Origin of the sequence: Streptomyces sp. NPDC050422 (genome assembly GCF_044458665.1) — a bacterium.
Taxonomy (GTDB): Bacteria; Actinomycetota; Actinomycetes; order Streptomycetales; family Streptomycetaceae; genus Streptomyces.
The window spans coordinates 202,691-223,802 of sequence record NZ_JBITIE010000014.1 but is presented as its reverse complement, the minus strand read 5'-3'; the positions used below and the strand labels follow the sequence as shown (position 1 = coordinate 223,802).

At 69.5% G+C, this 21,112-nt stretch carries 22 protein-coding genes; 12 read left to right on the top strand and 10 right to left on the bottom strand.

Annotated elements, in window-relative coordinates:
- Positions 1–37: 37 nt before the first annotated feature.
- The gene (locus ACIBJG_RS23595) at positions 38–646 is read right to left on the bottom strand and encodes a TetR/AcrR family transcriptional regulator (protein ID WP_399310124.1); all 609 of its coding nucleotides are present in this window, start codon (positions 644–646) and stop codon (positions 38–40) included.
- Between the two features lie 249 nt (positions 647–895).
- Here ACIBJG_RS23595 and ACIBJG_RS23590 point away from each other — a divergent pair, with 249 nt between their 5' ends.
- Positions 896–1,828: an alpha/beta hydrolase family protein gene (locus ACIBJG_RS23590; protein ID WP_399310181.1), complete on the top strand. Its 933-nt coding sequence runs from the start codon at positions 896–898 to the stop codon at positions 1,826–1,828.
- A gap of 81 nt (positions 1,829–1,909) precedes the next feature.
- Positions 1,910–2,329 (top strand): VOC family protein, encoded by a 420-nt coding sequence (locus ACIBJG_RS23585; RefSeq protein ID WP_399310122.1) that lies wholly within the window; start codon positions 1,910–1,912, stop codon positions 2,327–2,329.
- A gap of 97 nt (positions 2,330–2,426) precedes the next feature.
- Here ACIBJG_RS23585 and ACIBJG_RS23580 read toward each other — a convergent pair whose 3' ends face one another.
- A complete protein-coding gene (locus tag ACIBJG_RS23580; protein ID WP_399310121.1) occupies positions 2,427–3,179 on the bottom strand; it encodes a DUF4232 domain-containing protein in 753 nt (250 codons plus the stop codon).
- A gap of 287 nt (positions 3,180–3,466) precedes the next feature.
- On the opposite strand from ACIBJG_RS23580, the gene ACIBJG_RS23575 reads away from it, so the two are divergent.
- Positions 3,467–4,627: a hypothetical protein gene (locus ACIBJG_RS23575; RefSeq protein WP_399310119.1), complete on the top strand. Its 1,161-nt coding sequence runs from the start codon at positions 3,467–3,469 to the stop codon at positions 4,625–4,627.
- Positions 4,628–4,633: 6 nt separating this feature from the next.
- Here ACIBJG_RS23575 and ACIBJG_RS23570 read toward each other — a convergent pair whose 3' ends face one another.
- A complete protein-coding gene (locus ACIBJG_RS23570) occupies positions 4,634–5,854 on the bottom strand; it encodes a low temperature requirement protein A (RefSeq protein WP_399310117.1) in 1,221 nt (406 codons plus the stop codon).
- Between the two features lie 263 nt (positions 5,855–6,117).
- Between ACIBJG_RS23570 and ACIBJG_RS23565 the strand changes: the two genes are divergently transcribed.
- The 5 genes from ACIBJG_RS23565 (at position 6,118) to ACIBJG_RS23545 (ending at position 11,037) form a co-directional block, all read left to right on the top strand.
- A complete protein-coding gene (locus tag ACIBJG_RS23565; RefSeq protein ID WP_399310115.1) occupies positions 6,118–6,501 on the top strand; it encodes a hypothetical protein in 384 nt (127 codons plus the stop codon).
- Positions 6,498–8,396 (top strand): alpha/beta hydrolase, encoded by a 1,899-nt coding sequence (locus ACIBJG_RS23560; RefSeq protein WP_399310113.1) that lies wholly within the window; start codon positions 6,498–6,500, stop codon positions 8,394–8,396. Before ACIBJG_RS23565 ends, ACIBJG_RS23560 begins: the two co-directional genes overlap by 4 nt.
- Entirely contained in the window at positions 8,393–8,950 is a 558-nt protein-coding gene (locus ACIBJG_RS23555) for a hypothetical protein (protein ID WP_399310111.1), read from the top strand. Before ACIBJG_RS23560 ends, ACIBJG_RS23555 begins: the two co-directional genes overlap by 4 nt.
- 96 nt (positions 8,951–9,046) lie before the next feature.
- A complete protein-coding gene (locus ACIBJG_RS23550; protein ID WP_399310110.1) occupies positions 9,047–10,042 on the top strand; it encodes an NlpC/P60 family protein in 996 nt (331 codons plus the stop codon).
- Between the two features lie 266 nt (positions 10,043–10,308).
- Positions 10,309–11,037 carry a phosphatase PAP2 family protein gene (locus ACIBJG_RS23545; RefSeq protein ID WP_399310108.1) on the top strand — a complete coding sequence of 243 codons (729 nt, stop codon included), beginning with the start codon at positions 10,309–10,311 and terminating at the stop codon, positions 11,035–11,037.
- A 46-nt stretch (positions 11,038–11,083) separates the two neighbouring features.
- On the opposite strand, the gene ACIBJG_RS23540 is transcribed toward ACIBJG_RS23545, so the two are convergent.
- Both ACIBJG_RS23540 and ACIBJG_RS23535 read right to left on the bottom strand, forming a co-directional pair.
- A complete protein-coding gene (locus ACIBJG_RS23540; RefSeq protein ID WP_399310106.1) occupies positions 11,084–12,676 on the bottom strand; it encodes an FAD-binding oxidoreductase in 1,593 nt (530 codons plus the stop codon).
- Positions 12,677–12,722: 46 nt separating this feature from the next.
- Positions 12,723–12,911 (bottom strand): hypothetical protein, encoded by a 189-nt coding sequence (locus tag ACIBJG_RS23535; RefSeq protein WP_399310104.1) that lies wholly within the window; start codon positions 12,909–12,911, stop codon positions 12,723–12,725.
- A 180-nt stretch (positions 12,912–13,091) separates the two neighbouring features.
- Between ACIBJG_RS23535 and ACIBJG_RS23530 the strand changes: the two genes are divergently transcribed.
- Positions 13,092–13,970, top strand: a complete 879-nt coding sequence (locus ACIBJG_RS23530; protein WP_399310102.1) for a hypothetical protein — start codon at positions 13,092–13,094, stop codon at positions 13,968–13,970.
- A 145-nt stretch (positions 13,971–14,115) separates the two neighbouring features.
- A complete protein-coding gene (locus ACIBJG_RS23525) occupies positions 14,116–14,310 on the top strand; it encodes a hypothetical protein (protein ID WP_399310100.1) in 195 nt (64 codons plus the stop codon).
- A 34-nt stretch (positions 14,311–14,344) separates the two neighbouring features.
- Here the strand turns inward: ACIBJG_RS23525 and ACIBJG_RS23520 are convergent, their stop codons facing one another.
- Positions 14,345–14,740, bottom strand: a complete 396-nt coding sequence (locus tag ACIBJG_RS23520; protein WP_399310098.1) for a metal-sensitive transcriptional regulator — start codon at positions 14,738–14,740, stop codon at positions 14,345–14,347.
- Between the two features lie 200 nt (positions 14,741–14,940).
- On the opposite strand from ACIBJG_RS23520, the gene ACIBJG_RS23515 reads away from it, so the two are divergent.
- Positions 14,941–15,561 (top strand): DUF47 domain-containing protein, encoded by a 621-nt coding sequence (locus ACIBJG_RS23515; RefSeq protein WP_399310096.1) that lies wholly within the window; start codon positions 14,941–14,943, stop codon positions 15,559–15,561.
- 5 nt (positions 15,562–15,566) lie between these two features.
- Positions 15,567–16,565, top strand: coding sequence for an anion permease (locus ACIBJG_RS23510; RefSeq protein ID WP_399310095.1), 999 nt, complete (start codon positions 15,567–15,569; stop codon positions 16,563–16,565).
- Positions 16,566–16,810: 245 nt separating this feature from the next.
- Here the strand turns inward: ACIBJG_RS23510 and pstB are convergent, their stop codons facing one another.
- The 4 genes from pstB to pstS form a co-directional block, all read right to left on the bottom strand.
- The gene (gene pstB / locus ACIBJG_RS23505) at positions 16,811–17,587 is read right to left on the bottom strand and encodes a phosphate ABC transporter ATP-binding protein PstB (protein ID WP_399310093.1); all 777 of its coding nucleotides are present in this window, start codon (positions 17,585–17,587) and stop codon (positions 16,811–16,813) included.
- Between the two features lie 23 nt (positions 17,588–17,610).
- Positions 17,611–18,693 (bottom strand): phosphate ABC transporter permease PstA, encoded by a 1,083-nt coding sequence (pstA, locus tag ACIBJG_RS23500; RefSeq protein ID WP_399310092.1) that lies wholly within the window; start codon positions 18,691–18,693, stop codon positions 17,611–17,613.
- A complete protein-coding gene (pstC, locus tag ACIBJG_RS23495) occupies positions 18,690–19,682 on the bottom strand; it encodes a phosphate ABC transporter permease subunit PstC (RefSeq protein ID WP_399310091.1) in 993 nt (330 codons plus the stop codon). The genes pstA and pstC overlap by 4 nt, the downstream gene beginning before the upstream one ends.
- A gap of 145 nt (positions 19,683–19,827) precedes the next feature.
- On the bottom strand, positions 19,828–20,964 hold the full coding sequence (pstS, locus tag ACIBJG_RS23490) for a phosphate ABC transporter substrate-binding protein PstS (protein WP_399310089.1): 1,137 nt from the start codon (positions 20,962–20,964) through the stop codon (positions 19,828–19,830).
- Positions 20,965–21,112: the final 148 nt, after the last annotated feature.

Genomic DNA, 21,112 nt, shown 5'->3' with positions numbered 1-21,112 from the left:
ATGATGAGGCCGGGTGGCGGGGCGGCGCTCCCGGCCATCAGGACGCGGGGGATTGCCGCAGTCCTTGGATGAGGACGGCGATCAGGCGTCGGGGGTCGTAGCGGGGGTCGTTGTCGTGGCCGATGCAGAGATTGCCGATGCCGCGCATCAGCTCGTAGGGCTGGATGCCGACCCGGATCTCACCGGCCTCGGCCGCGGCGTCGAGCAGGTGGGCGCAGACGGGCAGCAGGCGGTCGAGAAAGTAGGAGTGCAGGGCGGCGAAGCGGTCGCTCTCCGACTGCAGCGCATCGGCGAGTCCGTGCTTGGTGACCAGGAAGTCGACGAAGAGGCCGATCCACTGACGCAGCGCGTCGAGCGGTGAGTCCGCGCGGGCCAGCAGGTTCGGGCCGGCCTCGGCGCACTCCTCGATCTGGTGGCGGTAGACGGCGGTGACCAGATCCGTCCGGGTCGGGAAGTGGCGGTAGACCGTGGCCACCCCGACGCCCGCCCGCGCCGCGATCCGGCGGATCGGCGCGTCTACGCCCGAGGTGACGAACACCTCGGCAGCGGCCGCGAGCACGGTCTGCTGGTTGCGCTGGGCATCCGCCCGTCTGCCTCGGGGCGCGGGCTCCCCTGTGGGGTCCTCAGCGGGGTCCTCGGTGGGCATCGACCACGCGCCTCCTCTCCGGTTGACAAAGTGGAACATCGTTCCGGATACTAAATGGAGCGACGTTCCGTTTAGGTTAGCCGACACGGGACGCCCCTGACCACCGTGCTCCTCGCCGGTCACTGGAGACCCGCAGGAGGCACGTGCCGTTGCACAGAAGGAGCCCTCGCCGTGAGCACATCCGCATCCGCATCCGCGTCCGCATCCGCCACCGACCCCGCAGCCGTCGGCGGCCCCGCTTCCGAGGCCCTGGGCGCGCCCGCCCCGGTCCTGTCCTTCAGCCCCGTAACCCTCTCCGTGCCCGACCGGCCCGTGGATCTCCAGGTACGGGTCTCCGCACCCGCGACCGGAACCGCACTCCCGGTCCTCCTCCTCTCCCACGGCCACGGCTTCTCGAACAACCTCTCCTCCCTCAACGGCTACGCACCGCTCGCCAACTTCTGGGCCGCACACGGATTCGTCGTCCTCCAGCCCACCCATCTCACCTCCGCGACCCTGAGGCACCTGGTCGCCGACGCCCCCGGGGCCCCCGACTTCTGGCGCTCCCGTGCAGAGGACATGACCCATGTCCTCGACCGGCTCGACGTGATCGAGGAGGCCGTGCCGCAACTCGCCGGGCGGATCGACCACAGCAAGATCGCCCTCGCCGGGCACTCGCTGGGCGGCTTCACCGCCGCCCTCCTGCTGGGCGCCGGGATCACCGACCCCGGCACCGGGGACGTGGTGCACCTCGTCGAACCCCGGATCAAGGCCGGCGTACTGCTCGCCGCACCCGGCCGGGGCGGCGAGGTCTTCAACGGGCCCATGGCCGGGCAGTGGCCGATCATCGGGGCCGTCGACTTCTCCACCATGACCGCACCGGCTCTGGTCGTCGCCGGGGACAAGGACGATTCCCGGCACTTCACGGAGATGGGGCCGGAGTGGCACGCCGACCCCTACACCCTCGCCCCCGGCCCCAAGGACCTGCTCACCCTGTTCGACGCGGAGCACGGGCTCGGCGGGATCGCGGGATACGACGCCGCCGAGACCACCGACGAGAGCCCCGAGCGCGTAGCCGCCCTCGCCCGGCTCACCGCCGCCTACCTCCGGACCCGGCTCCACCCCGGCGATCCGGCGTGGCAGATCACGTCCGAGGCGCTGACGACCGGCCCCGACGCGGTGGGACGGGTCACGTCCAAGTAGGTTCCCCGGCCGGACGGTCGGGCAGCCGATTGAGCAGTTCCGGATAAGTTTTCGCGCGGCCGTCCCCGTAGCGTGAACGTCATGTTCAACGCCATCACGCACTCGCAGATGTACGTCCTCGACCAGGACGAGGCCCTCGACTTCTACGTCGGCAAGCTCGGGCTGGAGGTGGCAGCCGACGTCGATCTCGGGTTCATGCGCTGGCTGGCCGTCAGCGTCCCGGGTCATCCGGAACGTCAGATCCTCCTGGAGAAGCCGGGCGCTCCGGCCATGTCCGAGGAGACGGCGGCGCAGGTCCGCGACCTGGTGACGAAGGGGGCCATGGGCGGCTGGCTCATCCTCACCACGGATGACTGCCGCAAGACGTACGAGACGCTGCTGGCCCAGGGCGTCGAGTTCACCGAGGAGCCCACTGAGCGTCCCTACGGTACGGACTGCGGACTCCGTGACCCGTTCGGCAACCGCATCCGCTTCACGCAGCCGAAGCAGCAGGCCGGCTGAGCTCGGCGGAACGGTAAAGCCTCCCGACGGCCACGGTGGTCGTCGGGAGGCTCGGGGGTGCGGGGTGGGGCCGGGGGTGCGGGGCGGGGCCGGGGGGTCAGGACTTCGAGTCCGCCTGCTTCATGGAGTCCACCGCGTCGGCCACCGTGCCGCTGTACAGGCCCAGCTTCGGGTCGAGGACCTTCACGTCGGGGCCGAGCGGGAAGTTGAGCTGCTCCGCGTTGGGCATGTGGTCGCCGTCGGCCAGCACGTTCAGCTCGTTGATCCAGGTCAGGGCGCCGCTCGCACCGCTCGGGTTGAGGTCGATCACGGCGATGGCGGCGGTCTTCGGCTTGACCGGGTAGGCGGGGGCGCCGCCCAGGCCGCTCGGGACGAGGGGCGTGACGTCGCCGCTGTGGTCGGCGGCGTCCGTGGCGCCCAGGCTGACGCGGGGGAAGTAGCTCAGGCCGCACGCGTTCGTGCCGGTGTTGTTGACCTCGATCACGTGCTGGGTGGCCGAGCCCTCGCGTGCGTACACCCGGACCGACAGGTCCTCGCTCTTGCACGGGTGCTTGTAGGCGTAGCTGTCGCTGGTGTCGCCGCCGGTGGTCGTGCCGGTCTTGGCGGTGCCGCCCTTGGACGTGCCCGTGCTGGAGGTGACCGTCTTCGCGGAGCCGCCGGTCGTCGCAGTGTCCGTGGTCTCGGCGGAGCCGGCGGGCTGCGAGGCGGCGCCCTTGGCGGAGTTGTCCGCCGGGCCGGCCGACTTCGTGCCGCTGCCGTCCCCACCGCAGGCGGTGAGGGCCAGGGCGAGTACGGCGGTCACGGCGGCGCCGAGGGTGGCGGTGCGCTTGCGGGTGTGGATCGTACGCATGTGAGTTCCCCGAGAAGGTGGCGGTCGAGTGGGCGGAGCTGCCGAGGCCCGGAACTTGCGGCGAACCGCTCCCCCTCCTGACCTGCTGACATGTGAAGCTTCCCGCCCGCCGCTCATGTTCTGCTAACGCCTCCCTGACGTCCCGCTGACGTTCCCCGGAATGGCGCTCGGCGCAGGGCCCCGAGGGGGCCGGCGTGATTGTGCCCCACGTCACGCGTGACTTTCGCGGTCTGATCACCGTTAGATGTGATGTGCCCAAGCCTGCCTTTTCGGCCGAGACCGCTGCCGTGTCGCCTCCGCCTCCCGCGCCCCTGCCCTTTCTGCTGACGCCGCGACAAGGGGAAGCGGCGCGTGAGCTCCTCTCGTACGTGGCCGGTCTGCCGCTGACCACCGTCGATGCGCAACTCCTCGCCGTCGTGGTGGCGATCCGTGCCGCGCGGGCAGGGGTCGGGAACCTCACGGGTACCGACCTGCGGTCGCTCCGGCTCGACCAGCCGGAGCAGGCGGTGGGCGAACTGGTCGCCGCCGGATGGCAGGTGCCCGACTCGCTGCTCAACGGGGACCCGGACAAGCCGGCCGGGATCATCGTCCCGGACATGGCGCCGGGGCCGGACCACGCGATGCCTCTGGGCAAGGGCACGCGGTCGAAGGTCTCGGGATGGGCCATGCGTACGCGGCTCGCCAAGCCCGTGAAGAAGGGCTCGCCGGCCGCGCGGCTCGCTGCGCTGTTCCTGGCGGCGTACTGCACCGACGAGCTCGTCGGCGAGGCACCCGCCGAGCTGCCCATCGCCTGCTACGCGGCCGTGCCCGCCCTTCTCGAGAAGGGGTTCCTGGCCGAGGTGTCCGGGCCGACGTACCGGCTCGGCCCGGCGGTGCGGCACCTTTCCGGTCTGTTCCGTACCCCTGAGGAGATCGCGGAGATCGCGGCCGAGGAGGCCGTGCGCAGGGCGGCGCGGGAGGCGGCGGCCGCCGCCGAACTCGTGGAGGTCACGCCGGCCCAGTGGTCGGAGTGGAAGTCCGGTGTGAGTCCGGCGCTGCTGCGGCACGTGGAGGCCGTGGAGCAGTGCGCGTCGTGCCGGTGCTCCTTCGGGCGGGTCGCGAAGGCGTTCATGTCCTCGCCCTCGCCCGTCCCCGCGCCCCGGCCGGCGGTGAGCGACCACGACACGTGGCGGGACGCGCACCCGGACTGCGGACGGGAGGCGGCCGAGTTCACCGTGGCCTTCCGGGCGGAGCACGGCCACGGGCCCTCGTACGGGCAGTTGTGCAAGGGGCTGGGCTGGAAGAAGCTCTCGCGCGCGCTGCGGGGGCAGGTCGTGAGCGGGATCCTCGCCGACGGCTGGCTGGCCGAGACCTCGCCCGTGCCGTGGACCCTGCGCCCGGGGAAGGCCGCCCAGGCACAGGGGATCGTGCTGCCGGGGCAGGCTGCGGCGGCCCGGAGCACGCGCTGAGGGTTTTCAGGAGTCCGGCGTGCTGGGGGCGCCGGTGACGCCGGGGGCCCCGGTTGTTTCGCTTCGCGCCGCCAGGATCAGCGTCGCGGCGATGAGGAGCGCGGTGATGATGCCCGTGACGAGGACCGGGGAGGGCGCGAACGTGGCGGCGAGGACAGCCACGACCGCCAGGGGGTGAAGTGCGTCGGCCGCGCGGCGCAGCCCGCCGGTGCGGTGGTGCAGCAGCCACACGAGCGTCACGAAGACGGCGACCGGGATGGTGTACGCCGCTGCTGCGGCCCGGTCGGAGAGGTGGCCGTGGCCGGTCGTGTGGGCCACGTTGACGGCGAGACCGGCGCCGACGGCTGCCGCGGACGCGAAGACCAGGTAGTGCCCGTAACCCCACAGCAGTGCCATGCGCAGGGTGGTGAGCCGGTCGTGCACGCTGGCACTGCGCGCGAAGTAGAGCCACCACAGGGCGAAGACGGTCAGGATGCCCCCGACGACCAGGGCGGCGAGGTCGCCGAGTTCCGCGTGGGAGTCGAGTGCGGCGCGTACGGCTCCGGTGGCGGCGGTGATGGACTCGCCCAGCACGATCAGGGTGAACAGGCCGTAGCGCTCGGCGATGTGGTGCGGATGCCAGGGAGTGGTGGCCGTGCGTTCCGCCCAGACGGGGACGGCGATCTCGGCCAGGACGAGGAAGGCGAAGGTGGCGAGGCCGGTGTCCTCGGGCAGTGTCAGGCGTACGACCCAGCCGACCTGGACGACGAAGACGCCGATGGCGTAGCGCAGGCAGGTGCGGCGTCGTTCGGGGTCGGACCGGGCGGCGCGCAGCCACTGGGTGACCATGGCCAGCCGCATGATCACGTAGCCCCAGGTGATGACCGTGAAGTCCTCGTGCTGCAGGGCCTGTGACGCCCCGGCGGCGAGGACGAGGGCGCCGGTGATCTGGACGAGGGTGAGCAGCCGGTAGGGCACGTCGTCGGTGTCGTACGCGGAGGCGAACCAGGTGAAGTTCATCCACGCCCACCAGATCGCGAAGAAGACCATCGCGTAGCCGAGGACACCGTGGCCGATGTGCCCCTCCGCGAGTTCGTGCTCGAACGCGGTCGCGGCCTGGGCCACGGCCGTGACGAAGCAGAGGTCGAAGAACAGCTCGAGCATGGTCGCGGTGCGGTGCTGCTCGTCGGACAGGCGGGCGACCATGGGCCGGTGCCAGGAGGTGGGGGAGGGGTGCGAATGGCTCATGGGCGCGCATTCTTCCGGCTGTTGCGGCTGGGGGTGGTGGCTCCGCTGCGCGGGTGCGGCGTGGGTCCGGAGGGCGGTGCCCCGCCCGGGGACGTACGGGCGTGGCGCCCGGTCCATCGTTCGGGTGATCTCCCTCGGGGGGCGATGCGTTGGGAGGCCCGGGGAGAGGGGGCTGGGCCGCAGGCCTGCGTACGGGTGCTCGGCGTGTCGTGGTTGCCGGGTTTGGCACAGTGCCGCTCCACGATCAAGGAACGGGGCGAGCGGTGAGCGGTGTGCGGCAGAGGCTGAGCGATCTGGCCGGTGGCGGGGGCGGCCCCGTCGGCGGGGGCCAGTTGAGGCACAGCGACGGGGCGTGGCTGCGGGCAGCCGGGGGTGCGGAGGGGATGGGGTTGCACCTCGGCCCGGTCAGGACGGAACTGGCGACCGCGCACGAGGGGTTGCTCGCGGGGACCGTCGGCCTGAGTGCGCTGGCCGAGCTGGGTTCCGTACGCGAGTCGTGGGAGCGGCGCTTCGAGACCGCGCGCCATGAGTGCGGTTCCCTGGCCGGCAACCTTCGGGCGGTCGCCCGGGCGCAGGGCGAGACGAACGAGACCGTGAAGTCGTCCTTCGCGCCCGTGGCGAGGCGGACGCGGGGGGTCGAGCGATGACGACGGGGACGGGGACGGGGGCCTCCGGGCTGACCTGGGCCCAGTTACGGGACCTGAAGTGCGCCGAGCTGGAGGGTGCGGCGGACGGCTGGGGCAAGGCGAGCAATCGGGCCGATGCGGGGCGGGACCGGATCGAGAAGCAACTGCTGAACGGTCTGCGGGAGACCCAGCAGGGTGCGGCGGCGGACGCGGCGGTGGGCAGGCTGCGGCAGCTGAGCCGGAACCTTCAGTACGTGTACACGGAGTGCGGTCTCGTCCGTACGACGCTGAACAGCCTCGCGCACGAGATGAAGGCCCAGCAACGCTTGTTGCGGGAGGCGCTGGAGGATGCGGAGGCGCTGAGGTTCACGGTGCACCCGGACGGGTCGGTGACATATCCGGAGGCAGGGGAGGGCCTGATCGACGGGAAGCCGCTGGCGGGCGGGACGGCGTCGGTGAGGACGGCGCCGGGGCTCCTGCAGCCGTCGGGGCTGGTTGCCCCGAACCCCAACACGGCCAAGGCGCAGGACATCGCGGACCGGGTGGCGAAGGCGGTGCGGACGGCGGCCGAGGTCGACTGGCGGTTCGCCCGGATCCTGCGGAAGCTGAAGGCCGAGGAGGGCCTGAAGGTCCCGGACCGGACGTGGACGGACGCGGCGGGGGATGCGGCAGCGGTCCGGGACGCGGCGGGCGGCTACCTGAAGTCGGCCATCCCGCACGATGCGAGTCCGGCGGCGCGGCGGTTGTGGTGGGCGGGCCTGACGGACGAACAGCGCGAGGAGTACCTCGCGGTGTACCCGGACCAGATCGGCAACCTGGACGGAATCCCGGCCCTGGTCCGCGACACGGCGAACCGGGACAACCTGCAGTTGCTGATCGGCAAGCTGGAGGGGCAGGGCGGTGAAAGGGCGGAGACGCAGTTGGCGGGGCTGCGGGAGATTGATCGGCAGTTGCAGGCGGGGAAACAGCCGCCGATGTATTTGCTCGGCATCGGCGATGAGGGGAACGGGCGGGCGATCGTTTCGTATGGGAACCCGGATACGGCGCGGAATGTTTCGGCTTATGTGCCGGGGTTGAATACGTCGTTGGATGCGGATTTCGCTAAGAATGACCTTAAGCGGGCTCGCGATACTGCGATCGGCGCTAAGGAGATGGACCCGAGCTCCTCGTCTGCTTCGATCGTCTGGCTTGGCTATGATGCGCCCCAAACCTCGGGAGGTGACCCGATGGGAAGTTTTGATGTTATGGGTGAGACGAACGCCAGGGCTGGTGCGTCGGCCTACAACAGTTTCATGGCCGGAGTCTCTGCAACAAATCAGCACGGAGATCCGCACGTGACGGCGATTGGGCATTCTTACGGTTCATTGACTGTTGGTCTCGCGGCTCAGGAGAGAGGCGGGATCCCCGGAGCGGATGATGTCGTTTTGGTCGGCAGTCCGGGTACGGGTGCGCACTCGGCTGACGAGCTTGGTGTGGGGAAGCAGCATGTGTTCGTGGGGGCAGCCGAAAACGACCCTGTGACCAAATTGCCAAATAGTCGGGAAGCGAGCGGACTGGGCACAGGGGTGGCGGGGGGCGCATCGACAGGGTTTGTGCTGGGGCTGGGCGCAGGGCCGCTCGGTGCAATCGTTGGAGGGGCCGCGGGAGGTATTGCCGGTGGGGCAGCCGGATATGCCGCCCAAGATGCCCAGTCCGAAGAAAGCGACGTGTGGTTTGGTACCGATCCGGCACATCGAGACTTTGGCGCCAATCGTTTTGCTGTGAGCGACGGGCCTCAACTGTTGGAGCGAGGGCACAGTCCGACTGAGGCGCATTCGAACTATTTTGACCCGGCCAAGGATCAAAGGTCTGCTGACAATATTGCAAGAATTGTAGCCGGAAAATCGGGGGAGATCGAACGGGAGCGGCCCAGATGAAGAGCAATATTATGACCGTGTCGATGGCTGTATTTCTTATTTCGGGCTGCGCCTTGTCGTCCGATTCGCAAACGCAGAGAAACGGCGAGGGCGGAGGGAATATGAACATGCAGGAAGCTGCAGATCGAGCAGACGCTATCCTGGATGAAACATTTTTGGGTATCAAGCCGTCGGTTCAATGGGTGCACGGTGAGTCAACGGAGGGCTCCTGTGATGTGTCTCGAAGGCGGGCAGTCATTACTATGATTTCAGAGAAGCGCAGGGGAAGCTTTCTAGGAGTCGTGGAACGAGAATGGGAGGGAGCCGGCTATCATCGGATCGGGGTCAACGCGAATCTGGTCAGTCCGGCAACCTACTTCGAGACGCCGGATGGATTCCGGGTAAGGCTCCTCATTGGTGGAGGCGGGCAGGCCTTCTTCGAAGTTGCCACACCGTGTGTGGATGAGTCTCCAGTCTCGATGCCAGCACCGCAGCCTGGCGGGGCGGATCACGTAGGCGAGCCGGTGCCAATCCCCAACGTCCACTCCGACTTCTGGTCCACCGGCGCATCCTGATGGCACATCAGTGACCCCGATGACTCGTACACACCGTCGAAAACACCCATGAACCCCTCCCCGATGGGGGATGGTTGAGGGGTGCGGAAATACTGGATGGCAGGTGGGATCGGCGTCGGCGTCGCCATGTGCTTCGTCGCGCTGCTCGTCGTCGGTACGTACTCCGCCGCCGCCGGCCTCGTCGGCGGCGGTGGTGGCGGGGCCGTGGCGTTGGCCAAGGGGGCCGTGCCGGCCAAGTATCAGCCCCTTGTGCAGAAGTGGGGCAACCTCTGCCCGGCCATCAACCCCGCCCTCCTCGCCGCCCAGCTCTACCAGGAGAGCGGCTGGAACCCGCGTGCGCAGAGTCCGGCCGCCGCTCAGGGCATCGCGCAGTTCATCCCCGGGACCTGGGCCTCGCACGGGGTCGACGGGGACAAGGACGGGGACCGGGACGTCTGGGATCCCGCCGATGCGATTCCGTCCGCCGCCTCGTACGACTGCGAGCTGGCCGGGTACGTGAAGAAGGTGCCCGGGGATCCGACCGACAACATGCTGGCCGCCTACAACGCGGGCGCGTACCGGGTCATCAAGTCCGGTGGGGTACCCGCCATCGCGGAGACGCAGAACTACGTCAAGATCATCCGGTCCCTGGAGAAGAGCTTCGCCCGGCCCGTCGGGCGGGTGCAGCCCTCGCAGCAGGCCGCGGGCGCCATCTACTTCGCTCAGAAGAAGCTCGGTACGAAGTACCTGTGGGGCGGCAACGGCACCCCGGAGCAGGGCGGGCGGTTCGACTGTTCGGGGCTGACCCAGGCCGCGTACCGGACCGTCGACATCGAGCTGCCACGTGTGGCGAACGACCAGTACAACGCGGGGCCGCACCCCTCGCGGGACGAGCTGCTGCCCGGGGACCTGGTGTTCTTCTCCGACGACCTGAGCAACTCGCGGGCCATTCACCACGTCGGTCTGTACGTCGGGGGCGGGTACATGATCAATGCTCCGTACACCGGTGCCGTCATCCGGTTCGACAAGATCGACACTCCCGACTACTTCGGTGCGACACGCGTCACCAAGGACGGTGCCGCGGCCCTTCCGACCGCGCAGCCGGCGGCCTGACGTTCCGGCGTCGGTGGCCGGAACTCTCTGTGAAGCCTGGGCCCTGAGCTGCGACGATGAGTCACTCTTCGATAACGTCATGGTGATCATTCGGTAGAGAGTGGAACGTACGCACGGGACACGTCGTTCTCTGGTTGGACCGGGGGCGCAGCCACTGACCTGGCGTCGGCCGAGGCACGTAGTGATCGAACCGAACACGGGGGTTCGTCATAGCGGCGCACATGGGTGTGTGCCGCAGCAGCAGACAAGGCAAGGGGCCGCGGCAGATGGCTGGACTCGCACTGGATGGGTCGAACCCCGATGTCAGCCTGCTCTACGACATCAACGGGCTCGCGAAGTCCGCTCCCACCTGGTTCGACCGGGTCATGGAGTTCGTCGGTGAGTACGGGATCATGCTGGGGATGGTCCTGGTGGTCCTGTGGTGCTGGTGGAGTGTCCGTCGGCGCGGCACGGCCGAGGACTCGGTGAGCGCTGTCGCCGGGCTCGTCTGGGCGCCGCTCGCGGCCGGGATCGCCCTGCTGATCAACATCCCGATCCGTGGATTCGTGGAACGGCCGCGGCCGTTCAGGGACCACCAGGGACTGGACGTCCTGGTCGACGGGAAGAACGACTTCTCCTTCGTCAGTGATCACGCCACCATGGCGATGGCCCTCGGCGTCGGGCTCTTCGTGGCGAACCGGAAGTTCGGCATCGCGGCGATCGCGCTCGCCCTGCTGGAGGGCTTCTGCCGCATCTACATGGGTGTGCACTACCCGACCGACGTCATCGGCGGCTTCGCCCTCGGTACGGCCGCCGCGCTGCTCCTCGCGCCGCTCGCGATGATGCTGCTGACACCCCTGGTGGGCGCCGTCTCACGCTCGGAACTGCTGGGCAGGCTCGTGCGGTCGCGCAGCCCGCTCGCGGCAGCGGCCGGCGGCGGCGAGGCGCTCGGGATCCCCGAGCCGCGACCCGGTTCGGGCGGCGGCTCGGAAGGTGAGAAGGGGTTGGCTGCATAGGGCTGCTGCGGGCCGGGTGGACAGGTCCCCAGCCCGGGGGCGTACGTCACAGTGACTGCGGGTACGTGAAGAGTCCCTCCGGGTCGTACCGCTTCTTCACCTCGCCGAGGCGGGCGGCAGCCGTGCCGTAGTAGGCCTTGCGCCAGTCCGTCAGGGCCGGGTCCGCGTAGTTCTGGTAGGCCGCCCCCGAGGCGTATCGGCGCAGCGCGGAGTGGGTGTCTTTCAGCCACTTCTGCTGAGCGGTGCCGGTCGTCCCCGCACGCCACGCGCCGATGTACTGGGCGAGCATCCGCGAACCGCGGTGGACGAACGCGGTGGCCTGCGGGTCGACCCGGTTGATCGCGCCGCCGAGGGCGGTGAGTGCGACCGAGCCGCCGCCGCCCTCCTCCACGCCGAGCCGGGTGAACGCCTCGGTCCGCTCCAGCAGGGCCTGGACGCCCGCCGGGGGCAGTGAGCGGTCGTAGAAGTCGGACGCCGCGGCGTACGTCTCGCGCTGGAGCGAACCCTGCGGATCGCGGCCCGGTGTGGTGCCGGGCAGGTGGCACTGGGCGTCGGTGATGCCCGAGCAGCCCGCGTACACGAGCATCGCCTCCTGGTAGCTGCGGCGGCGCAGCGATACCGAGGAGGCGGACGCGCCGATCCGGTCGGCGAGGCGGTCCACGGCGTTCTGCAGGGCGCCGTACGTGCCGAGGCTGAACGCCGACACCGACACCGTCGGGTTTCCGCCGCCCGGCCCCGCCGCGACGTGTGCGGCGGACCAGATCTCGTCCGGCTGGTCCGGGCCCCACTCCTGCCACGCCGTCACCACGGCCCGGGCGCGCGACCACGGCCAGGACATGTAGGCGGAGACGGTCTGCGGGGCGGGGCGGGTATGGAAGCGGAGCTCGGTGACGACGCCGAAGTTGCCGTTGCCCGCGCCGCGCAGTGCCCAGAAGAGGTCGGGGTCGTGGGTGGCGTCGGTGGTGAGCGTCCTGCCGTCGGCGGTGACGATCGTCGCGCCGGTGAGGCTGTCGCACGTCAGGCCGTACGCGCGCGAGGCGACACCGTGACCTCCGCCCAGGGTCAGGCCGGAGATGCCGACGGTGGGGCAGGAGCCGCCGGGGATCGTCAGGCCGTGGGCGGCGAGGCCCTGGTAGACGTCGAGGAGCCGGGCCCCCGCACCGATCGCGCCGTCCCGGTCGACGTCCTTCAGTGACGAGACGTCAACGACCAGCCGGCCGTCGCCGCTCGACCAGCCGCCGTAGGAGTGTCCGCCGCTGCGGATGGCGACGGGCACGGAGCTGCGGCGGGCGAACGCCAGGCACTCGCGTACGTCCGCCTCGTTTCGGACGTACGCGACCGCGGCCGGTTTCTGGCCGTCGTAGCGGGTGTTGTAGAGCTGACGGGCGGTCGGGTAGGTCGCGTCGTCCGGTCGTACGAGGGAACCGGCGAGGCTCCTGCCCAGGGCCGGCCAGTCCGCCGGGCCCGCGGGTGAGGTCTTCGACGGTGTGGCGGGGGCCGTGGCGGCGGTGGTCGACGACGTGGCCGGGGTGGGGCCGGCGGCCGGGGTGCCCGGGCCCGTGTCGTCGCACGCGGTGGCGGCGGTGAGTACGGCTGCGGCGCCGGCGCTCAGGACGGTGCGCCGGTTCGGCAGGGTCATCGGACCTCCGGGGTGGGGGGAGGGAGAAGGAGTGGAGGGCCGGTGGTCAGGTCACCGATGTGCGGTGGCCGGCGGCGTCCGTGCGGGCCAGGTCGCGGGACCGGCGGGCCGGTCCCGACCAGCCGCAGCTGCAGCGGGCGGTGCAGAACGAGCCGCGTTCGACGGTGGTGGCTTCGTGGGCGGGGCGGGCCGGTGGAACGGCCGGCGGGCCTTCGGCGGTGTGTTGGTCGTACACGCGTCCACGGTACTGGGCGGGGCCGTCAGGCGGTGAGGGGTGTGCGGGCCGGGTTACGGCCTCGACCGCGAGGGGCAGCGGCGCCGATCGCGGGTGAGGTCGTTACGAGGGGGAGGACCTGTCGTTATGCGGGACGGGTGGGGGGCTCGGGCAGCGGTCGGCGTTGGGGGTTGGCAGGCGATGGTGGTGCAGCAGCACAGGTCCGGAGGCGGGACGCGCGCTGTGTGCGCCCTCGCCGTGGTGGGCGTGATGGTGGCGGCCGCCGGGTGCGCCGGGGGCGGGGCAGGCGGGGAGCGTGCCGGGGCCGACGGCCGGTCGGGGCCCGGCGCCGTCGAGACGGTGCGGAGGGCCGCGGCGGTGCTCGTGGGAACGGGGGCCGGGCCCGTGGCCGGAAGCGCGGAGGTGGTCACGTCGATGGAGACGGCGGCCGGTGGCACCCGGGTGACGATCAGGGGCAAGGGGACGTACGACTTCCGTACCCAGTCCGGCCGGCTCAAGGTCGTGCTGCCGCAGGACCCGGCGGGCGAGGACGAGCACCGGCCCATCACGGAACTGCTGGCCCCGGGCGCGCTCTACATGATGAACCGCGGCGCCGGGGTCCCCGCGGACAAGTGGGTCAGGATCGACACGACGGCGCTGGCGGACGGCAATCTGGTGACCGGCGGGGTCACCGATCCGATGGCCGCGGCCGAACTCCTCGGCGGGGTGAGCGCGGTGACGTACGTGGGCGAGACCGACCTGGCCGGGGTGACCGTGCGGCACTACCGGGGGACCACCGACATCGGGAGGGCCGCGAGGCGGGCCACGGCTCGTTCGAAGGGTGCGCTGACGGCCGCGGCGAAGGGGTTCCGTACGGTCTCGGTCCCGTTCGACGCGTATCTGGACGAGCAGGGCCGGCTGCGCAAGGTGCGGCACCGGTTCAGCTTCGCCAACGAGGGGCCCGCGAGGGAGGTGGTGTCGACGACGCTGCTGTACGGGTTCGGGGTGGCAGTCTCCGTACCGCTGCCGGACGCGCGCGACATCTACACCGGGGAGATCGAGCAGGGGCGGCGGGAGTGACCGCCCCGGGGCCCATCATTTCCGGCCCCCTCCGGACGGGGCCTAGGCATCTGGCGGCCGGCGAAATGGTCCGTCCGTGCCATGCGCGGTGTGTGCCGCGGTCCCTACCCTGGGAAGTCGGCGACGGCAGTGAGAGGTGAGTGACGTGGTGACGCTCAGCCCGCGGACCGTATCGGACCATGTGGCCCTCGCCGAGATCGAGCTCTGCGGAGAGCTGATGATCGCGGCGTCCGCGGCCATCGGGGAGCGGCTCAGCGCGGACCGTATCGACGAGGTGCTCGATGTGAAGGTGGTCACGGAGCGCACCACCGTCCCCCGGCAGGCGGAGCACCGGGGCTGACGGGTGGGCGGCGGGTGCGGGCCGGGCCTGGCGATCAGGTGCGCAGCAGGCGGGCGATGGCCTTGGTGGCCTCCTCGACCTTCGCGTCGACCTCCTCGCCACCCTTGACCGCGGCATCGGCGACGCAGTGGCGCAGGTGCTCCTCCAGCAGTTGGAGCGCGAAGGACTGGAGCGCCTTGGTGGACGCCGAGACCTGCGTGAGTATGTCGATGCAGTAGACGTCCTCGTCGACCATGCGCTGCAGGCCGCGGATCTGGCCCTCGATGCGGCGCAGACGCTTGAGGTGCTCGGCCTTCTGGTGGTGGTAGCCGTGTATCCCGCGGTCGTGGTCGGTCACGATCGCTTCGGCGGGAGCGGCGGCGCCGGCCGTGCCCGCGCCGTCCGCCGCGTCCGACGACCGATCCGCCTCGGTGGCCTCGGTAGTGGTCATTGCTGCCTCCCGTTTTCCCTTTACCCTGCCGTTTATATACCCCTGGTGGGTATATCTTAACGAATTCGTCTGAAACGTGACCGGGGCCCCGTGCTGATCACTGTGCCTGATGCGCGACACTGAAGAATGCCGGTTAGCCGTGGCCGGATGATGCGCCTAGCATCAGCCTGACCGAATCCAAAGCACCCCGAGGACCCCACGTGCGCTTTCGTCTGACCCCCAGGGAGACGAGCTTCTACGACATGTTCTCCGCATCCGCGGACAACATCGTCACGGGCTCGAAACTCCTGATGGAACTGCTCGGGGCGGATTCTGCCTCCCGAGTCGAGATCGCGGAGCGCATGCGGGCAGCGGAGCACGCGGGGGACGATGCCACCCACGCGATCTTCCACCAGCTGAACTCCTCCTTCATTACGCCGTTCGACCGCGAGGATATTTACAATCTCGCCTCGCAGCTCGACGACATCATGGACTTCATGGAGGAGGCCGTCGACCTGGTCGTTCTGTACCAGGTCGACGAGCTCCCGAAGGGTGTCGAGCAGCAGGTCGAGGTGCTGGCGCGGGCGGCGGAGCTGACAGCCGCGGCCATGCCGAACCTGCGGAGCATGGACAACCTCACCGAGTTCTGGATCGAGGTCAACCGCCTGGAGAACCAGGCCGACCAGATCCACCGCAAGCTGCTCGCCCAGCTCTTCAACGGCAAGTACGACGCCATAGAGGTGCTGAAGCTGAAGCAGATCGTGGACGTGCTGGAAGAGGCCGCGGACGCGTTCGAGCACGTCGCGAACACGGTGGAGACCATCGCGGTCAAGGAGTCCTGAACCACGTGGACACCTTTGTACTGGTCGTGACCATCGGCGTCGCGCTCGGTTTCACGTACACGAACGGCTTCCACGACTCGGCGAACGCCATCGCCACGTCGGTCTCCACCAGGGCTCTCACCCCACGTGCCGCACTGGCGATGGCGGCGGTGATGAACCTCGCCGGCGCGTTCCTCGGCAGCGGGGTCGCCAAGACCGTCAGCGAGGGCCTGATCGCGACGCCCACGGGCGACAAGGGGATGGGAATCCTCTTCGCCGCCCTGGTCGGCGCGATCATCTGGAACCTGGTCACCTGGTACTTCGGCCTGCCGTCGTCGTCCTCCCATGCCCTGTTCGGCGGCATGGTCGGCGCGGCGCTCGCGGGCGGGACGCTGGTGCACTGGAGCGGGGTGCTCGACAAGGTCGTCATCCCGATGTTCATCTCGCCGGTGATCGGCCTGGTGGTCGGCTATCTGGTGATGGTCGCCATCATGTGGATGTTCCGGAAGTCCAACCCGCACAAGGCCAAGCGCGGATTCCGGATCGCGCAGACGGTCTCGGCCGCGGGCATGGCGCTCGGTCACGGTCTGCAGGACGCGCAGAAGACGATGGGCATCGTGGTGATGGCCCTGGTCATCTCCGGCCACGAGACGTACAGCGACCCGATCCCGGTCTGGGTGAAGCTCGTCTGCGCGCTGATGCTGTCGCTCGGTACGTACGCCGGTGGCTGGCGCATCATGCGTACGCTCGGCCGGAAGATCATCGAGCTGGACCCGCCGCAGGGCTTCGCCGCGGAGACGACGGGGGCCTCGATCATGTTCGGTTCGGCCTTCCTGTTCCACGCGCCGATCTCGACGACGCACGTGATCACCTCGGCGATCATGGGTGTGGGCGCGACCAAGCGGGTGAACGCGGTGCGCTGGGGTGTGGCGAAGAACATCATCCTGGGGTGGTTCATCACGATGCCGGCTGCGGCGCTGGTCGCTGCCGCGAGCTACGGGGTTGTCGTCCTGCTGTTCGGCTGACGGGGCCGGGGCGGGTGCGCCCGGCGGGCGCCTTGTCCTTAATCGCCGGACGGGCTGAAAGATGTCCTCAAGCGCCGGACGGGCTTGATCTGGCCGGCGCTGGCCCTTGCGTTGATGCTTGATTTGGCTGGGCCCTGGCCCTGGCTTTGATGTGGGTCCGCCCCGCTCTCCTCATGGAGAGCGGGGCGGACCCTTCGCCTTGTGGTGGCACCGCCATGCAGCACCCCAAGGCCGTCTGGGGAGGCTCAGCCGAAGCGGCCGGAGATGTAGTCCTCCGTGGCCTGGACCGAGGGGTTGGAGAAGATGCGTTCCGTCTCGTCGATCTCGACGAGCTTGCCCGGCATGCCGACCGCCGCGAGGTTGAAGAACGCCGTGCGGTCCGAGACCCGGGCCGCCTGCTGCATGTTGTGCGTCACGATGACGATCGTGAAGCGCTCCTTCAGCTCACCGATCAGGTCCTCGATGGCGAGGGTGGAGATCGGGTCCAGGGCCGAGCACGGCTCGTCCATGAGCAGGACGTCGGGCTCGACCGCGATGGCGCGGGCGATGCACAGACGCTGCTGCTGACCGCCGGAGAGACCGGAGCCGGGCTTGTTCAGCCGGTCCTTGACCTCGTTCCAGAGGTTGGCGCCCCGAAGCGACTTCTCCACGATGTCGCCCAGGGCGCTCTTGCGGTACGAGCCGTTGAGCCGCAGGCCCGCCGCGACGTTGTCGAAGATCGACATGGTGGGGAACGGGTTCGGGCGCTGGAAGACCATGCCGACCGTGCGGCGCACGGTGACCGGGTCGACGTTCGATCCGTACAGGTTCTCGTCGTCCAGCAGCACCTTGCCCTCGACGCGGCCACCGGGGGTGACCTCGTGCATCCGGTTCAGGGTGCGCAGGAAGGTGGACTTGCCGCAGCCGGACGGGCCGATGAAGGCGGTCACGGAGCGGGGCTCCACGGTCATGGAGATGTCGTCGATCGCCTTGTGGGCGCCGTAGTAGGCCGACAGGCCGCTGATGTCGATGCGCTTGGCCATCTGAATCACTGCTTTCCGTGGCCTCAGCGGCCGGTCTTCGGGGCCTTCCAGCGGGCGATGCCGCGGGCCACCAGATTGAGGATCATGACAAAGGCGATCAGGACCAGGGCCGCTGCCCAGGCGCGGTCGTAGGACGCGGCCTCCCCGATCTTGTACTGCTCGTAGATGTAGAACGGCAGTGACGACTGGGCGCCTTCGAAGGGGTTCGGGTTGATCAGCTGGCTGCCGAAGACCAGCAGGATGATCGGGGCGGTCTCGCCCGCGATGCGCGCGACGGCCAGCATGACGCCGGTGGCGATGCCGCCGATCGCGGTCGGCAGGACCACCTTCAGGATGGTGCGCCACTTCGGGATGCCGAGGGCGAGGGAGGCCTCGCGGAGCTCGTTGGGGACGAGCTTCAGCATCTCCTCGGTGGAGCGGACCACGACCGGGATCATCAGGATCGTCAGGGCCAGGGCGCCCATCAGGCCGGAGGGCTCCAGCCCCGCGATCAGCATGATCGAGAGGATGAACAGACCGGCGACGATGGACGGGATGCCGGTCATCACGTCGACGAAGAAGGTGACGGCCTTTGCGAGTGCACCCTTGCCGTACTCCACCAGGTAGACCGCGGTGAGCAGGCCGAGCGGGGCGGAGATCAGGGTGGCGATGCCGACCTGCTCCAGCGTGCCGATCAGGGCGTGGTAGACGCCGCCGCTGGCTTCGGGGCCGAGGACACCGGCCATCGAGTGGGTCAGGAAGTAGCCGTCCAGGCGTTCCGAGCCGCGGCTGATGGTCGTCCAGAGCAGGGAGGCCAGCGGGACGACGGCGATCAGGAAGCAGACCCAGACGAGGCTGGTGGCGAGGCGGTCCTTGGCCTGGCGCTTGTTCTCCACGATGCTCGTCGCGACGTACGAGATCGTCAGGAAGAGCAGCGCGGAGAGCAGGCCCCACTGGACGCGGCTGTGCCAGCCGGCGGCCGCGCCGATGCCGACGCCGAGGGCGATCGAGACGACGGCGAAGCCGAGCGGGGCCAGGCGGGGCAGGGTCCGGCTGCTGAGGGTGCCCCTCGGTGCGGGCGGTGTGGGCACCGGGCGGTCCTGGACGCTGGTGGATGCGTGGCTCATGCGTTGGCCCCCGAGTACTCCTTGCGGCGGGCGATGATGAGCCGCGCGGCGCCGTTGACCAGCAGGGTGAGGACGAAGAGGACCAGGCCGGAGGCGATCAGGGCGTCGCGCCCGAACGCGTCGGCCTCGCCGAACTTCGCGGCGATGTTCTGGGCGAACGTCCCGCCGCCCGGGTTGAGCACGTGCAGCGAGATGAGGAAGCTCGGCGACAGGACCGTGGCGACGGCCATCGTCTCGCCGAGTGCGCGGCCCAGGCCCAGCATCGAGGCGGAGATCACGCCGGAGCGGCCGAACGGCAGCACCGAGAGGCGGATGACCTCCCAGCGGGTGGCGCCGAGGGCGAGCGCGGCCTCCTCGTTCATCTTCGGGACCTGGAGGAAGACCTCGCGGCTGACGCTCGTCACGATCGGCAGGATCATGATCGCGAGCAGGATGCCGACGGTGAAGAGCGAGCGGGCGACGCCGATCTCGGTCTTCTCGAAGATGTACGTCCAGCCGAAGAACTGGTCGAGCCAGAGGTTCAGGCCTTCGAGGTACGGCACGAGGACGAGCGCGCCCCAGATGCCGTAGATGATGCTGGGCACCGCGGCGAGCAGGTCGATGACGTACGCGATCGTGCCGGCGAGCTTGCGCGGTGCGTAGTGCGAGATGAACAGGGCGATGCCGACAGCGATCGGAACCGCGATGACCATCGCGATGATCGAGCTGACGACGGTCCCGAAGAGCAGGACGGCGATGCCGAAGACGGGCGGGCTGCCGGCCGGGTCCCAGTCGAAGGTGGTGAAGAAGTTGCCCTCGTCCTTGGAGATGGCGATCGCGGCGCGGTAGCTGAGGAACACGGCGATCGACGCCATGACCACGAGCAGCAGGATGCCGGATCCGCGGGAGAGGCCCAGGAAGATCTTGTCACCGGCGCGGCCGGTGGACTTGGCGCGGGTGCGCCTGCCCGGCGGGGCCGGTGGAATTTCTGTCTGTGTGGTGGAAGCCATTGGTCTTTCCGGTCTGTGTGGGGGAGTCCCTCTGGGGCTCCCCTGGCGGCGGTGCACCGGATGGGTCGGGGTGGCGGGTCCGGTCCGGAGGGGTGCGCCGGACCGGACCCGCCTGTTGCGTCGTGCGTCGTACCGGGTGTGCGGGTTACGAGAGGCCGGCGACCGTCTCGCGGACCTTGGCGTTGATCGCGTCGGGGATCGGGGCGTAACCGGCCTCGGTGAGGAGCTTCTGGCCGTCCGCGGAGGCGGTGTAGGTCAGGAAGGACTTCACGGTGCCGAGGGTGTCGGCCTTGTTGCCGGTGTCGCAGACGACCTCGTACGTCACCAGGACCAGCGGGTACGCGCCCTCGGCCTTGGTGGTGTAGTCGAGGCTGAGCGCCAGGTCCTTGCCGGTGCCCTTGACCTTGGCGGCGGCGATGGCCTTGGAGGCGTTCTCCGAGGAGGCCTTGACCGGGGCGGCGCCGCCGGTGTTGATGTCGACGGTGGTGATCTTCTGCGAGGCGGCGTACGAGAGCTCGAAGTAACCGATCGAGCCGTCGACCTGCTTCACCTGGCTGGCGACACCGGACGAGCCGGTAGCGCCCTGGCCACCGGGGGCCGGCCACTTCTTCTCGGCCTCGTACTTCCAGTCGGACGGGGCGGCGGCGCTCAGGTACTTGCCGAGGTTCTGCGTGGTGCCGGAGTCCTCGGAGCGGTGGAAGGGCTGGATCGCCTTGTCCGGGAGCTTGGCGCCCGGGTTCAGCTTGGCGATCGCCTCGTCGTTCCACTTCTTGATCTTCGTGTCGAAGATCTTGGCGAGGGTGGGGGCGTCCAGCGTGAGGCTGTCGACACCGTCGAGGTGGAAGCCGACCGCGATCGGACCGCCGACCATCGGGAGGTTGATGCCCTGGCCGGTCTTGCAGATCTTCTTGGAGTCGGCGACCTCCTCGGGCTTCAGCGCCGAGTCGGAGCCGGCGAAGCCGACGGTGCCCTGGTTGAAGGCGACGATGCCCTCGCCGGACGAGGAGGAGTTGTAGTTGATCTCCACGCCGGAGCAGGCGGCCATGTACTCCTTGACCCAGAGGTCCATGGCGTTCTTCTGTGCGCTGGACCCGGAGGCACGCAGCTGACCCTTGGCGCCGTCGCACTTGACGTTCGAAGCGGCCTTGGTCTGACCGCCGCTCCCGCCGGTGTCGCCGCCGCTGTTGTTGTCCGAACCGCACGCCGTGAGGACCAGGGCGCCGGAGACGGCGAGGGCACCGAGCGCGGTGGCACGAAGCCGGTTCTTGCGCTGAAGCTTCACTTTCGGGTGTTCCTTCCAGGAGCCGCCGTGGTGTTTCGGTCTACGACGGCGTGCGAGGTGGTGGGTGGTGCGGGAGTCCTGTCCGGTGCGGTGTGTTCCTCGCACCGTGCACTGTCGAAATTAGGCAGAACAGGTGAAGTGGCTTGCG

Excerpts from the sequence above, each read along its gene's own strand:
- ACIBJG_RS23595 (WP_399310124.1), bottom strand. The coding sequence starts at position 646 with ATGCCCACCGAGGACCCCGCTGAGGACCCCACAGGGGAGCCCGCGCCC.
- ACIBJG_RS23585 (WP_399310122.1), top strand. The coding sequence starts at position 1,910 with ATGTTCAACGCCATCACGCACTCGCAGATGTACGTCCTCGACCAGGAC.
- ACIBJG_RS23580 (WP_399310121.1), bottom strand. The coding sequence starts at position 3,179 with ATGCGTACGATCCACACCCGCAAGCGCACCGCCACCCTCGGCGCCGCC.
- ACIBJG_RS23570 (WP_399310117.1), bottom strand. The coding sequence starts at position 5,854 with ATGAGCCATTCGCACCCCTCCCCCACCTCCTGGCACCGGCCCATGGTC.
- ACIBJG_RS23560 (WP_399310113.1), top strand. The coding sequence starts at position 6,498 with ATGACGACGGGGACGGGGACGGGGGCCTCCGGGCTGACCTGGGCCCAG.
- ACIBJG_RS23555 (WP_399310111.1), top strand. The coding sequence starts at position 8,393 with ATGAAGAGCAATATTATGACCGTGTCGATGGCTGTATTTCTTATTTCG.
- ACIBJG_RS23550 (WP_399310110.1), top strand. The coding sequence starts at position 9,047 with ATGGCAGGTGGGATCGGCGTCGGCGTCGCCATGTGCTTCGTCGCGCTG.
- ACIBJG_RS23545 (WP_399310108.1), top strand. The coding sequence starts at position 10,309 with ATGGCTGGACTCGCACTGGATGGGTCGAACCCCGATGTCAGCCTGCTC.
- ACIBJG_RS23540 (WP_399310106.1), bottom strand. The coding sequence starts at position 12,676 with ATGACCCTGCCGAACCGGCGCACCGTCCTGAGCGCCGGCGCCGCAGCC.
- ACIBJG_RS23530 (WP_399310102.1), top strand. The coding sequence starts at position 13,092 with ATGGTGGTGCAGCAGCACAGGTCCGGAGGCGGGACGCGCGCTGTGTGC.
- ACIBJG_RS23520 (WP_399310098.1), bottom strand. The coding sequence starts at position 14,740 with ATGACCACTACCGAGGCCACCGAGGCGGATCGGTCGTCGGACGCGGCG.
- pstB (WP_399310093.1), bottom strand. The coding sequence starts at position 17,587 with ATGGCCAAGCGCATCGACATCAGCGGCCTGTCGGCCTACTACGGCGCC.
- pstA (WP_399310092.1), bottom strand. The coding sequence starts at position 18,693 with ATGAGCCACGCATCCACCAGCGTCCAGGACCGCCCGGTGCCCACACCG.
- pstC (WP_399310091.1), bottom strand. The coding sequence starts at position 19,682 with ATGGCTTCCACCACACAGACAGAAATTCCACCGGCCCCGCCGGGCAGG.